7 protein-coding genes are annotated in these 14137 nt (G+C 54.4%); 6 read left to right on the top strand and 1 reads right to left on the bottom strand.

The window, feature by feature from the left end:
- The first annotated feature begins 24 nt into the window (after nucleotides 1-24).
- From HMPREF1219_RS09150 to HMPREF1219_RS09125, 6 genes are all read left to right on the top strand, one after another.
- The gene (locus HMPREF1219_RS09150) at nucleotides 25-1377 is read left to right on the top strand and encodes a D-serine ammonia-lyase (protein WP_016458635.1); all 1353 of its coding nucleotides are present in this window, start codon (nucleotides 25-27) and stop codon (nucleotides 1375-1377) included.
- Nucleotides 1378-1556: 179 nt separating this feature from the next.
- Nucleotides 1557-2258 (top strand): helix-turn-helix transcriptional regulator, encoded by a 702-nt coding sequence (locus HMPREF1219_RS09145; RefSeq protein ID WP_016458634.1) that lies wholly within the window; start codon nucleotides 1557-1559, stop codon nucleotides 2256-2258.
- 375 nt (nucleotides 2259-2633) lie between these two features.
- Nucleotides 2634-5813, top strand: a complete 3180-nt coding sequence (locus HMPREF1219_RS09140; protein WP_016458633.1) for an AAA domain-containing protein — start codon at nucleotides 2634-2636, stop codon at nucleotides 5811-5813.
- Between the two features lie 75 nt (nucleotides 5814-5888).
- Nucleotides 5889-7490, top strand: coding sequence for a class I SAM-dependent DNA methyltransferase (locus HMPREF1219_RS09135; protein ID WP_016458632.1), 1602 nt, complete (start codon nucleotides 5889-5891; stop codon nucleotides 7488-7490).
- Nucleotides 7487-8674, top strand: a complete 1188-nt coding sequence (locus tag HMPREF1219_RS09130; RefSeq protein ID WP_016458631.1) for a restriction endonuclease subunit S — start codon at nucleotides 7487-7489, stop codon at nucleotides 8672-8674. Before HMPREF1219_RS09135 ends, HMPREF1219_RS09130 begins: the two co-directional genes overlap by 4 nt.
- A gap of 176 nt (nucleotides 8675-8850) precedes the next feature.
- Nucleotides 8851-12441, top strand: a complete 3591-nt coding sequence (locus HMPREF1219_RS09125) for a DEAD/DEAH box helicase family protein (protein WP_040427522.1) — start codon at nucleotides 8851-8853, stop codon at nucleotides 12439-12441.
- Between the two features lie 47 nt (nucleotides 12442-12488).
- Here HMPREF1219_RS09125 and HMPREF1219_RS09120 read toward each other — a convergent pair whose 3' ends face one another.
- Nucleotides 12489-13976, bottom strand: coding sequence for an ATP-binding protein (locus tag HMPREF1219_RS09120; RefSeq protein WP_016458629.1), 1488 nt, complete (start codon nucleotides 13974-13976; stop codon nucleotides 12489-12491).
- Between the last annotated feature and the right edge of the window lie 161 nt (nucleotides 13977-14137).

Genomic DNA, 14137 nt, shown 5'->3' with positions numbered 1-14137 from the left:
CATTTCAAGAAAGAAGGAATAACCATGAATCAGGTACTAGGCAAGGACATTTCCACGTGGGTTGAGGAATTCCCTAAAATCGCCACATTACTCAAGCAGGAGGAGACGGATTGGTTTAATCCCGGCATCAAGACTGCCAAAGAGGGGCTAGAAGCCGTCGGACTCACCGATGCCGACATCGAGGACGCCCGTGACCGCTTAAAGAGGTGGGCACCTTACCTCGCTCAAGTCTTTCCCGCAGCCCAACGAACCGGTGGGATCTTGGAATCCCCTGTAGCATGCGTTCCGAATTTCCAAGAAAAACTCGAAGAGCATTACGGAAAGAAGCTCCCGGGACAGCTGTGGGCGAAACTTGATTCACACCTTCCTATTTCCGGGTCCATCAAGGCACGCGGCGGGGTCTATGAGGTCCTTAAACACGCCGAGGAAATCGCACTCGAAGCAGGCCTCATCACTCTCGAAAGCGACTATCGCGATCTCGATACAGAGGAGGCTCGGAGCCTCTTCAGCAAGTACAAAGTCGCCGTCGGTTCCACGGGCAACCTCGGGCTGTCGATCGGAATTATGAGCGCCCAACTGGGATTCCAGGCATTCGTACACATGTCGTCTGATGCCCGCCAATGGAAGAAGGACAAGCTCCGCTCCCACGGGGTGACTGTGGTTGAATACGAATCCGACTACTCTGTTGCCGTTGCTGAGGGGCGGAAGCAATCGGAGTCTGATCCGACGATGTACTTCGTTGATGATGAAAACTCCACATCTCTTTTCCTCGGTTACGCTGTATCTGGTGCTCGTCTAGCAGGACAATTCAAGGCATACGATGTGAGGATCGACGCTGACCACCCGCTTATTGCTTACCTGCCCTGTGGTGTAGGAGGTGGCCCCGGTGGTGTGGCCTTTGGTTTGAAGTCCGTCTTTGGCGATAACGTCCATTGCATCTTCGCTGAGCCGACCCACTGCCCATCCATGATGCTTGGTGTCATGACAAACGAACACGACAACGTGTCGGTTCAAGACTTTGGGATCGATAACATCACTGCTGCTGACGGCTTGGCCTGTGGGAGACCATCCGCATTCGTCGGAAAGCACATGCAATACCTCATCGACGGCTACTACACCGTCGATGACGATGAGATGTACCGTCTTGTTGCGATGCTTGCAGATAGCGAGGACCTCCGAATCGAGCCTTCCTCAGCGACTGCCTTCGCGGGTATGGCTCACATCTTCAGTGAAAGTTCGAAGGACTACAGGAAGCGTCTCGGGCTTTCCGACGAGATCTTGGCTCATGCTACGCATCTCGGTTGGGTAACTGGTGGCAGCATGGTCCCCAAGGAAGAAATGGATAGCTACATCGCTAAGGGACACTCCCTCCTGTAGGTTTACTTAATCAAAACCTTCTGCCGAAATAGGAAAAGTACCTGTGTAGGCGATAGGATTACTTCTATCGCCTACACAACTGGTGTTTACAGGGAAAACTTGCAAAGCTGATAAAAAATCAGCCCCTTGTCCCACACATGCGATAAAGAAGGCGATGGCTCGCGCTGAAAGGATCTCACATGAACGGTAACAACGAGGAGCCGATTCCGCCGATCTCCGATTCGGACTACGTTGCCTCCCTCAAACCAATCGTTGATTTCCTTGGCGTGGCTTTGGGACCAACCGTCGAGATTGTGCTGCACGACGTGACAACTTTGGATGCGTCCGTCATCGCTATCGCAAACGGCCACGTATCCGGCCGCGAAATTGGATCACCGGCAACAGATCTGTTGCTGAGAATCCTTCGCTCGGGCGAAGCTGAACAGCGTGACTACATCACCGGATACACTGCACTCAGCTCCACCGGAACTTCAAATTTACGGTCTTCAACCTATTTCATTCGTCGCGAAAAAAGAATCGTGGGCGCACTGTGTATTAACGCCGATCAGACCCTCCTCAGGTCCCTCGAATCCCTGACCAACAGAATCAGCGCTTCCTACTTCACAACCGATGCCAGTCAGCCCAAAGACGAGGAAGATAAACCCGAGGTTCTTTCCACATCAATTGCCGATATAACAAGCTCTGCAATCCATTCCGCACTTGCTACACGCAGTGTTGATGTAGTCCACTATTCCACTGAAGACCGGCTTGCCGTAGTAAAGCTCCTCGACGACGACGGTTATTTCCAGCTCAAAGGCTCCGTCGCTGACCTTGCCAACGCCCTTGAAATATCCGAACCATCTATTTACAGGTATCTGCGGCAGGTTCGGGGGCAAAACTAGAGGTTAGACTATCGTCTTGCCCTCTGGTCTTGCCTATCCCTTTCGCTTGCTCTCCTGCGAGTAGTCCCCGGTTTACAACAAGACCAAGAGCGAAACACTTTTGACCATCTGATCACCACTGTTTAAGTCATCTCGCGAGTAGTTTCTTTCTAATAATTAGTTACGGTACCCGCTAATAAATTAACGCTGGCCATCAGCACAGATCGTTACTCACAGATACACCACACTAGCGGACACAACCCAAGACCTTCAACAATCGGCCATTACCGATAGGCAGATCTTTCTTCCGAACATAGTTAGAATCGGTTTTGAGTCGGCAGTTCTAGACGGCTCGCTTAAGTCTCTGCTGCGTCAACTGGTTTGAAAGGTTCAACCATGGGATTCTTCGATTTCTTTCGAAAACTCTGGAGTAGCGAGCCAGAGAATGACACCTCGAATCCTGTCACAAGCCTCAAAAGGCCGGAAATATCTGCACCGAGTAAGCCGCCGGTTCGAATTGATCAAGTCAGTCAATATTTTCTCCGCTTGCTGCAGCGCAACGAGCTTGTAGAGGTAACTTTCACCGACCCCAGCTTTGTTAAAATCCCGAAGTCGGAACTGAAGACTGCCACGTTAGACGATGAGACCACTAGGCAACTTTTCCGGTTAGGGAATAAACCTCTGAGTGAACAGCCCAAGGACCAGCCCCCTCAACCGCTTAACCTCATAATTTCCGCAGTTACATTGTTGAATGGCTCTGGCAAGGGGAAAGGTCTTGTACTTCTAGCAGGCGAGCTTACCCACGAAGGAAAACTAAGTTTTGAACTCGATCCCGGAGTCAATCCTTGGATTCCGTCCGAGCGTTTGAGCACCCCCAATGGGATCGATCATCCTGTTATGGTGGGCGACCTGTCTCGGTTTGGATCTTTCACCGTCGGAGATTATTTCCCGCGGTTAGCGCAGCTAGTTAACCCATTGAAGGAGCTCACGCTGGCAGAGGAAATGTTCACGTGCGTGTCAGAGTCGGACCTCAATTCCTTCAAGACAAGAGTCGAAAGTGATAATCCGGGTTACGCCGTGGACGTGGACCACTATTATGTACTCCCCGCCACGAGGATTGTTGCCAGTCGCGCCATCCAGGATCTCTATTCACACCTAACCAGCGCGGACAAGTCAGCACTTTATACTCGCATGATCCGCGGATGGGAACATTCCAGAATTCACGCCGTAGAGCTTTCTTCACCTGCTGTTTTCTTAAAATCTGCCCAACGATCCTGTGGCAATATGAGCGATGGATTTCCGCTGACACGGTCGCAGCGCACTGCACTTCATGCCACGATCCAAAGTGGCGATGGAGAGGTCACCGCTGTCAGTGGTCCACCTGGGACGGGGAAAACGACGCTTCTCCAAGCGGTGGTAGCGAATCTCATCACTCGACATGCATTAGAGGGAATTGCTCCACCTGTAATCGTAGGGACCTCCACCAATAACCAGGCTGTAACAAATATCATTGAATCTTTCGCTTCAGTAACTAAGACGGATTTTGGGCCCCTTGACCATCGGTGGTTACCTACTGACGGTTCAGATGACGCTCCGCTCCAAGGACTCGCTGTGTTTTGTCCTTCTCAGGCACGGCTCAAGAGTGCACGAAGGAAATATTTGGTGGAGACGACGGCCAAAGCTCACACCTACACCACGTATTCAGATCCCGCATATATCGCTACGGCTACGGATTACTACCTAACACGCGCCAGGATATTCTTCCCAACTGCAGCGACGGTGACAGATTCCCGATCGCAGCTGCGCGCGTCGCTCATTCAAGTCGATCGCATTCGCGTCGCCCTCCTCAACGCTATGGCCGAAAGCCCCCACAACGACGTGAATCGGATGCTCCAATTAAATGCTGCGCGGCTGAAGAAGTTTCCATTCTTTAAGGACGACCAGCGAATAGATGAAATTGCGTCATGCAGCACCCTCGCAGAACTCGATGAGCTACTCGACGTTACCGTCCGCTACGTGGAATTTTGGCTTGCGGTCCACTATTTCGAGGCGGAATGGCTAGAACTCGGTGAGAGTAAGTGGTTTATTCATGAAGAAGACCGCTGGAAGAACGACCGTTTGGTGATGAACCAATACTGGGAGCAAGCGCCGTTAATTACACCGTGTTTTGTGATGACGTGCTACCAAGTCCCCAGGTATTTCCGTCTGTTCACTCCTGGTGACTCGCCGAATGATTATGATTTCCGCCGGATAGATCTGCTCATTGTTGACGAGGCTGGCCAAGTTGATAGCCCAGTCGGGTTGGCAAACTTCAGCCTTGCCAAGCGTGCTTTGGTTGTTGGCGATGAAAAGCAGCTCTCGCCTGTGTGGTCCCTCGACGAGGAAAACGATCGTGCTGAAGCTAATGGGTTTGGTATCTCAGAAGAGGCTTGGCGTACTCAGCTCAAACCACGAGGTCTTACTGGCTCACACCCTTCGAGTCTCATGAGAGTGGCATCGGCGGCTTCCAAGTACGCTTACGGTAACCCGGGGAAAGAACACAATGGGCTTTTTCTCTCGGAGCACTTTCGCTGCCACCCACAAATCATCGGTTACTGCAACGAATTGCTTTACGACGGTCTGCTAGAGCCCAAGCGTTCCCCGGAAAATTCTAAGCTCGCAGGCATTTCTGAGCCTGTTGTCTTTCAGGACGTTCCAGGTTCTGCGGATTCGCGATCGGGTTCGAGCCGAAAAAACGAAACAGAGGCCGTGTCCATTTCCCGCTGGATCTTAGACAATTTCAACAAGTATTTTGAGATTTACAACGAGCAAGAAGACGATCCCAACAAGAAGGTGCCTGCGGACAAAATCATTGCAGTCGTTACGCCGTTTTCCGCGCAGGCAAGGCTCATCAAGAAAGTCCTCAAAAGAGAGGCACTCTTACGAAACGACGGCGACCTACCTGATCAGATCTGGAAGAAGATTACCGTCGGCACCGCACATGTCTTGCAAGGTGCGGAACGGCCCATTGTCTTGTTTTCCCCCACTTATGGCGAGAACAGCCCCAGATCAAGCTTCATTGATTCCAACCTCGAACTCATCAACGTCGCGGTCTCTCGAGCTAAAGACATGTTTATGGTTTTCGGTGCGATTAATCGGTGGGATACCGGCGCTGCGTTCGAAGTCATGTCGAAGTACGCCACAAGACAATCCGAATTACCTGATGTGCAAGAGCCGTCGCTCGTGCCCGAAGTTGAGGAAGATTCAGTCGACGTTGAGCCTCCCACAGAGCTGCAAGCTCCTGATCAGCCTGTCCCACCAATCTCAGTATCCACATTGATCAAACGTTGGCGGGAAGAGGGCGTTCTTACAGCCAGAGATAGTTCGCTCACCGCCAAGGACTTAAACAAACGTCTCCATGTCGCAGGCATACTCGCTGGAAACCCCGGGGCCTGGGTCCCAACTGCAGTAGGCAAGTCCGTGGGAGTAGTTGAGGATCCCGGAGTGGACAAATACGGGCGCCACTACGTTGCAATCAAATACACGGAAGGAGCTCAGGAACTCCTGAAAAACCTCTACTTGCGAGGAGAACTCTAGCCACCGCGCGCACGTGCCTCCGAAGATCCTGCCTCACATCAAACAACATAATTACCCCTCCGCTACTCTTAAATCATGATTACGGGCTCCTTGAAAAACCAGGTGGACAGGATTTGGGACACCTTCTGGGCTGGCGGCATCGCCAACCCGATTACGGTGGTAGAACAGTTCACCTACCTGCTGTTTCTCAAACATCTGGATAAGCAGCAGGATGAGATTGAGAAGTGGCACCTTCTTGGCCAGGACGGCGAGGATATCTTCCCTGCCGACGCGACCGAAGCCGGTGTGCCGCTCCGCTGGCGCGACCTGTTAGCCCTCAAGGATAAGAAGCGCGTGGAGGCATTCGAGGAGCATGTTTTCCCCTTCCTCACCGCTCAGGAGGATTACCCGTACAAGAGTCCCTTTGGCAATTTCCTCAAGCGCGCCCAGTTCCAGATCGATAATCCTGCCACCCTGGCAAGCGTCATGCAGCGTATCGACGATCTTGAGTTCACCAACAAGGACATGCTCGGTGACCTGTACGAGTACGTGCTGTCCAAGCTGGCAACTCAGGGCACGAACGGCCAGTTCCGCACGCCCACGCACATCATCGATCTCATGGTAAAGCTCATTCAGCCAAAGCCAACGGAGAAAATCATCGATCCTGCCGCCGGTACCGCAGGCTTCCTCGTGGGTGCCAACGAGTGGATCAAGGATCACCACAAGTCCGATCTCCGCGATGAGCGCATCCGTAACAAGTTCAAAAAAGAGGGCCTCACCGGCCACGATTCCGATGCCACCATGGTGCGTCTCGCGGCGATGAACCTCTTCCTGCACGGCTTTGATAACCCAAACATTTCTTACCAGGATTCCCTACAGCCCCTGGAGAACACCCCTACCGGCGTTTTCGACGTTGTCCTTGCCAACCCACCGTTCTCCGGCAGCGTGGACGCGAACTCCATTGATCAGGAGCTCACCACCCTTTTCACCACCAAGAAGACGGAACTCCTCTTTGTCGTTCGCTTCCTTACGCTGCTTCGTCTCGGCGGCCGCGCTGCGGTCATCGTCCCGGAGGGTGTCCTGTTTTCCAGCACCAAGGCCCACAAGGCGTTGCGGAAGGAGCTCGTTGATCACCAAAGCCTCGATGCCGTGATCAAGCTTCCTTCCGGCACGTTCAAGCCCTACTCCGGTGTGTCCACCGCCATCCTGTGTTTCACCCGCGCCGACGATGCCGCGACGGATTCTGTCTGGTTCTACGAGGTGCGCGCCGATGGGTACTCCCTCGACGATAAACGCACCCCTCTCCTGGACGAGAACCTCCTCGGTCCCTCCCCCACGGTCCGTCCCAAGGACCCCACTGTGGTCAATGACTCCCCCGATCCTGCCCAGCTTTCCGACGATCAGTTGTTAAAGAACAATCTTCCCGACGTTACGGCTCGCTTCCCGCACCGCCACGACACGGAGAAGGATCGCACCCGCACCGATCAGTCATTCACCGTCCCCGCCGACGAGATTCGCGACAACGATTACGACCTCTCCATGAACCGTTACAAGGAGATCGTCCTCGACCAGGAAGACACCCGCGACCCCCTCGACATTTTCGAAGAAATCAAACAACTCGACGAAGAAATCACGAAAGGACTAGCGAAGCTTGAAGAAATGCTCACTGACGAGGAACAAGGAGGTGATAAGAAATGACAAAAAAACAATGGCCGAAAGTGAAACTTGGCGAAGTATGCGAGATTAACCCGAGGCTTCGCAGGACATTACCAGATTATTCCATCGTATCGTTTGTCCCCATGAGTAGCATCAGCGAACAAGGAGGTCTATTGCAGACCGAAGCTCGTCCATTTGTGGATGTCAAAAAGGGGTATAGCCTCTTTGAAAGAGACTCCGTGTTAGTTGCGAAAATCACTCCCTGCTTTGAGAATATGAAAACCGCGATCGCAGCGATTGACACGGCAATCGGAGCAGGGTCTACCGAGTTCCATGTATTTGAGCCTCAAACGAAATTGCTTCCGAGCTACCTGCACAGCTTTCTCCGTCAACCGTATATATTTCACGAAGGCACAAAATGCATGACAGGTAGCTCGGGTCACCGGCGTGTGCCAGAATGGTTCTTTCGAAACTTAGAGATCCCCCTCCCTCCGCTCGAGGAGCAGCGGAGGATAGCCGAAATGCTCGATGCCACGTCACGGATGATCGAAACTACGAAGACGGTGGAAGACAATTTAGAAAACTTCGCTAAAGCAGCATATTCTGAGTTTTTTTCTGGATTTGAATCGCCCGAAGTCTTGCTGACGGAGGTAGGAAAGTCTAAAGATGCAATTAAATGCGGGCCTTTCGGCACCCAGTTAAAACAAGCTGACTTTCAAACACAAGGGGTTCCCCTAATAGGAATCAAGAGCGTAAATTCTCGGTTCGAACTGTCTCCGTGGGAGTTTCTCGCACGAGAGAAAGCTGAACAGCTAGCATCCTACGATGTACGGCATGGGGATATTCTAATGACACGCAAAGGGACAATTGGAAATTGCTCTCTCTACCCGCGTTCCTTACCACATGGGATAATGCATTCAGACCTTCTGAGAATCCGAGTTGATAACCCTCACATTAACCCGGTGTTTTTGCTACATCAATTGCACTACGATCACTGCATCCAAAGTCAGATTCGGAAACTTAGTCCTGGAGCTGTAATGCCTGGAATCAATGTTGGTAAGCTCAAAAAACTCAAGATACGAGTTCCACCTATTGAGTTCCAAGAGAGGTTTGCGAAAGTTATCCAAGCCTCCGACCAAACCCGAGCGATTGTCAGAGCAAAGCTTAAGGCACTCATCGAGCTCCAGTCCTCCCTCTCCTCCCGCGCTTTTAGTGCAGAACTCTAATCACCGACTCGCTTAGAAAACGCAATCAAGATTGACACCCACCGCAACATTCCCGAAAACCGAAAGGGGGAACGTCGACAAGCGAAGGCGTGCGAAAACGCGTTCGCAAGTGAGCCCGCGAGGGGGTTTACCCCGGGTAATGTACGTAGAAGATCCGTCAATGTTGAAATCACCGCATGGAGAACCGCATGAGTGCCACAATCGCCCACACGAACTTCGCCTTCGCCGTGGATGCGTTCGGGGAGCTCGGCGTGGACGCGATCCGGGTGGAGCGCAACGCGCTGGGCAATCCAGCGATGGCAACAATGTTCGCGCGCCCCATCCTCGAACGACTGGTCAGGCACATCTGGCGGCTCCGCAAAATCGGTGACTTCCACGGCAGGAAACTCATCGATCTGCTTACCGACCCCCGGTTTGAGGCGTATACCACCGAGCAGATACGCGCCAAACTGCACGCCATCCGCCTTGCCGGAAATGATGCCTCCCACGGGGCGAGGCGCATCACCCCGGAGCAGGCGGTGCGCGTTACCCAACAGCTTTTCGACGTCCTAGTCTGGGCCGTCGCCACCCACTCCCCGCACCCCGAACTCCAACCAACCACACCATTCAACAACGACTACCTGCGCCCACCGGCGGGCACACCCGCGCCCAAGCGCGCCTCCGACGCGGAGGTGAAAAAGCTTGCGGAGGAACTTGCCGGCAAGGACCGAGAGCTGGAGGGGAAAGACAAGGAGCTCGCCGAGCAGGCGCTGCTGCTGAGCAAGGCAGAGCAGGAAAAGCAGGACCAGGCGGAGGCGCACGCCCGCGAGCGCGCACGGTTTGAGGCCAAGCAAACCAGGTCCGCCGAGGAACAGGCGGCGCTGACCAAGAAGCTGGAGGAGGAGATCGCCAAGCTCCGCGAGGAGCTGGTTGCCCAGCAGGCGAGGCTCGCCGTGCCACAGAAGCAGGTGCTGCCGCCCACCGTCAGCGAGGCGCAGACCCGCAAGGACCTCATCGATCCGCAGCTGGAGCGCGCGGGGTTCGCGTTCGGTTCCAGCATCCTCGTGGAATACCCCGTCACGGGGATGCCACTGTCCGCAGAAAACCACACCGGCCAGGGGTACGTGGACTACGTTCTCGTGGGGCCGGACGGACGCAAGCTCGCTCTGGTGGAGGCGAAGAAATCCGCGCAGAGCATGAACGCCGGGGCGGAGCAGGCGCGGCTGTATGCCGATTGCCTCGAGCGCGAAACCGGGCTTCGTCCCGTCATTTTCCTCACCAACGGCTACCACATCCAGCTCATCGACGATGCCGCGAGCCTCCCGGGCACGGGACGCGGCTACGGTGCCCGCGAGGTGGAGGGCTTCCCCACCGCCGATCAGCTGCGCACCATGATTGCCCGGCGCGCTGGCCGTTTGCCACTAGCTAGCGAGCCCGTCGACGCGGCCATAGCTGGACGCGATTACCAGCTGGAGATGATCAGGAACGTCACCGAGGCCTTCGACTCCGAGGGCCGCAGGCGGGCTCTGTTGGTGATGGCCACCGGAACGGGTAAGACCCGTGTGGCGATGGCGCTGGCCAAGCTGCTGCGTGGTGCCCAGTGGGTAGGCCGGGTGCTGTTCCTCGCCGACCGGAAGGCACTGGTTGCCCAGGCGTGCGACGCGTTCAAGATCAGTTACCCCGAGTGCGCGCCGGTCAACCTGCTGGAAGACGCAGACGAGGTGGGCGAGGTGTACTTCTCTACCTACCAGACGATGATGGGCCTCATCAGCGACGACGGGACATCGGAGGCGAAGTTCCGCCCCTTCGACTTTGACCTCATCATCATCGACGAGGCCCACCGCTCCATCTACTACCGGTTCCGACGCATCCTCGAGTACTTCGATTCCTACGTGGTAGGACTCACCGCCACGCCGAAGGCCGATATCCACCACGACACATTCGCCCTGTTCCACATCGATGGCAGGGAGCCCACCGGCAACTACTCCCTCGAAGCGGCCATCAAGGACGGGTACCTCGTCCCGCCGGTCCCGTTCAAGCAAGACTCCCTCTTCCTGCGAGCCGGAGTGAGCTACGACGACCTCTCCCCTGAACAAAAGGTGGCCTGGGACAACCAGGATTGGGGCACCGACGAAGACGGTGACGCGCTGCCGCCGCCCGATGGGGTCTCCCCCACTGAGATCAACCGGATCCTCTACAACCGCGACACTATCCGTAAGGTGGTGGGCAACCTCATCGAATGTGGCCACAAGGTTGACGGTGACAGGTTGGGTAAGACGATCATCTTCGCTCGCACCCAGCACCACGCCGATCTCATACTCGAAGAGATCAACAAACACTTTCCGGCCTTTGGCGGCGACGGCGCCGCAGTGATCACGCACTCCACACGGTATGCGGAAGCGGCCATCAAACGATTCAAGAAGATCGACGGCGATCTCCGCATCGCGATCAGCGTGGACATGCTCGACACCGGCATCGACGTGCCCGAGGTGGTCAACCTCGTGTTTTTCAAACCCGTGTACTCCCCCACCAAGTTCTGGCAGATGGTAGGCCGCGGCACACGGCTTAGCCCGAACCTCTTCGGCCCGGGGCGCGACAAGGAAAACTTCTACATCTTTGACTACTGCGGCAACGTGGAGATGTTCAGCGACAAGCCCGTTACCGACCCCGCAGGCACCCGCCAGGCGACGCTCTCGGAACGGTTGTTTGTTGCTCGCGCGCAGCTCATCAGGCTTCTCGACGAATCGGAAACCAGTCCTGCGCATTCTCAGTTGCGCGACGGCCTTGCCACTAAGCTCCACGAGCTGGTGTGCAGCGTCCCCGAGGGCCACGTACTGGTGCGTCCGAGCGACAGGCCCGTCATCCACTCCTATTACTCGGATTCAGCGTGGGAGTACCTTTCCGCCGACGACGTCACCCAACTCGCCGAGCACGTCGCCCATCTGCCGTTTACCGCCACCGTGAAGGAAAAACCCTCCGCCAAGCAGATCGACCTCCTCGTGTTGCAGCTACAGCTCGCACTCCTTGAAGAGGATGCCTCCTTTGCGGGGAACAAGCAGAAGCTCTCCACCACCGCCGGCGACTTGCTCGCCGTGGACCTCGCCCCCGTGCAAAAGCACGCCGCTGTACTTGAACAGGTGGCGGACCCCGCGTGGTGGGACGGCATCACCCTCGAAGACCTCGACATCGCCCGCGTAGTCATCCGCGAGCTCGCGGAATTCATACCCAAGGGCGAACGCAACTTTGTGGACATCGATTTTGAAGACACCTTCGGTGAGCTCGAGCAAACCGAGCTCAGCCCCGTCCACGCCTCCACCTTCATCGGCGAATCCCGCGCCGAGGCCCGGCTCAAGGAATTCCTCGCCAGCCACGCCCAATCCACCGCCATGCAGAAACTACGCACCGCCAGGCCACTGACCGCGGAAGACATGAAAGCACTGGAAATGCTGCTCGCCGAAGCAGGCGAAGAAACCGTAGAGCAGGTGCGCAGGAGCATCCCCGGCAGCGACAACCTGGGGCTCTTCATCCGCCGCCTGGTGGGACTTGACGCCGAAGCAGTTCGCGCAGAATTCGCGGGCTTCCTCGATGGAACTAACCTCACCGCCAACCAAATCGGCTTCATGCGCGAACTCGTCAGCCACATCGTTGAACAGGGTAGCGTGCACATTGGGGACTTGAGCGCCCCACCACTGGACGCCTACTCCGTCCTCGATCTCTTCGAGCCCGCCCAGATCATCGAGATCCACACGCACATTGATCGGATAAACGCGACGGCGGAGGTGAGCTAGCTTTCTTAGAGTAGTCCAGGTTTGTAGGCCTTGTAAGGTACACCGGCTCACTCTGAGTCCTTGGTTTCTGCCCAAAACGGAACATACCGCAGAGAGCGAACCCCAACCTTAGAATCAAATTCCATAATCATTCCGGCTTCTTTGGCATCCCTCAAGAGCCTGCTGGCCTTAGATTTTGCAGATTCCGAGAGCTGGAAACGTCGCCTAACACTTTGGTTATTGGTATCCACATGCATCACGTAATTGAGGCAAGCGTGTTGGTACACAGCAGCAACTCTTTCCTCCAAGTTCATGTGAGAGAGATCGCGGTGGCCGAACACGGTCACCTTCGTGTAACCGGAATCAGTCTCGGTTTTTGATGGTGGAAGGGCATACTCTTCCAGAGCACTAGTGATTTTGTCCCATCCGCTTCCTTTCTCTTCAACGATACTGCCTCGCCTCAAGGCATCTGCTAACTTGGGATTTCGAGTCTTAGACGGAGTATCTATGAACCGCAACGGATCCACAAGTGGCTTCCCCGGATTCAAGAATTCCACTCGGTCACTAAAAATTTCCACCATCAGTGCTGTGGACCTCTCTAGAAGATCTTGATGCATGATGGCGTTTGCAAGTAATTCTCGGATTACGATTGTTGGCACTAATTGATGATTGGTTCTTAGACCGGTATCTTCGATAACCTCTCGAGCAGGCAAGGCATCGACAATATACCGAACTAGCTGTTCAAACTCGGGGACGTACCCGCCCTGTTGGGTGCGCTCCCTGATCGTATTCAGTCGCCCAGTGCCCTCGTAAACGATCACGCGGCAAGCCCTCCGCTTTAAGTCGGGGAAATGACTCAGATCGTTGGCATATACGAGCGCTCCCAGGTTTGTGATCGACCATTTCTTCTCTACGCTCTTTGTCACAAGCCGTGCTGCTTCAAGATGCTTTAGAATCCCATCTCGACCGTCTGGTAAGGAAATCTCGGTCTTCCTAAAATACTCCGGGTAATTTAGCAGACTCAAAACTTCATTTTCGTCCAAAAAGCTCTTTGCTAGTTCTTCCTCAAAACTGTAAGAATCGAGGACCCTGAATAATTGCTTCTCCAATTCAGGCTGGTCACTCAAGGCCTTCAGCTGACTCCCTACACGCACGAAGCCTTGCTTTTTGAACTTCACAGGTAACCGAGATGCTGCAGCAACCCGTAGAAGCACTACTCGATGACCATCGACTATTTCTCGCTGAAACCTGAAATCTACTCCAGGTGAAATCATTCGCTTTAACCAAGGAATAAGGTCCTCATTCCCCTTTTTTTCCGTCCAAGGATCGAAGGACGTACCAACTAGGCTATGATCCGTATCCCGAATGCCCCAGACCATAAACGCAGTTGGTTCTCCGCTTAGAACGGCAGAATTGCTAAGTCCAGAAATATATTCGGCAAGTCGGACTGGTTCAAACCAGCTCTCTTTAAACTCAATCCACTCTTTTTCAGCAGGGAGTTTTCGCAGTCGCCCTATTAGTTCTACAAATTCCTTCGGCTCAAGTTTCTCAGTCATCTAATACCACCCATTTTTGCGCTTTCCGCTATCACCGATCAATCCTAACCGAATTGTAAGGAAGCAAAGTCTATTCCCTCCGCTACTGCAACAAACTTTGCCCAGTTCAAAGCACAAATCCACACAAATACCGCCGAAAATCCACCACCTACTGCAACAAA

The organism is Corynebacterium pyruviciproducens ATCC BAA-1742 (genome assembly GCF_000411375.1).
GTDB lineage: Bacteria > Actinomycetota > Actinomycetes > Mycobacteriales > Mycobacteriaceae > Corynebacterium > Corynebacterium pyruviciproducens.
This window is presented reverse-complemented; position numbering and strand designations above follow the sequence as displayed.

Bases quoted from the DNA above. Each gene is read 5' to 3' on its own strand.
- HMPREF1219_RS09150 (WP_016458635.1), top strand. From the start codon at position 25: ATGAATCAGGTACTAGGCAAGGACATTTCCACGTGGGTTGAGGAATTC.
- HMPREF1219_RS09145 (WP_016458634.1), top strand. From the start codon at position 1,557: ATGAACGGTAACAACGAGGAGCCGATTCCGCCGATCTCCGATTCGGAC.
- HMPREF1219_RS09140 (WP_016458633.1), top strand. From the start codon at position 2,634: ATGGGATTCTTCGATTTCTTTCGAAAACTCTGGAGTAGCGAGCCAGAG.
- HMPREF1219_RS09135 (WP_016458632.1), top strand. From the start codon at position 5,889: ATGATTACGGGCTCCTTGAAAAACCAGGTGGACAGGATTTGGGACACC.
- HMPREF1219_RS09130 (WP_016458631.1), top strand. From the start codon at position 7,487: ATGACAAAAAAACAATGGCCGAAAGTGAAACTTGGCGAAGTATGCGAG.
- HMPREF1219_RS09125 (WP_040427522.1), top strand. From the start codon at position 8,851: ATGGAGAACCGCATGAGTGCCACAATCGCCCACACGAACTTCGCCTTC.
- HMPREF1219_RS09120 (WP_016458629.1), bottom strand. From the start codon at position 13,976: ATGACTGAGAAACTTGAGCCGAAGGAATTTGTAGAACTAATAGGGCGA.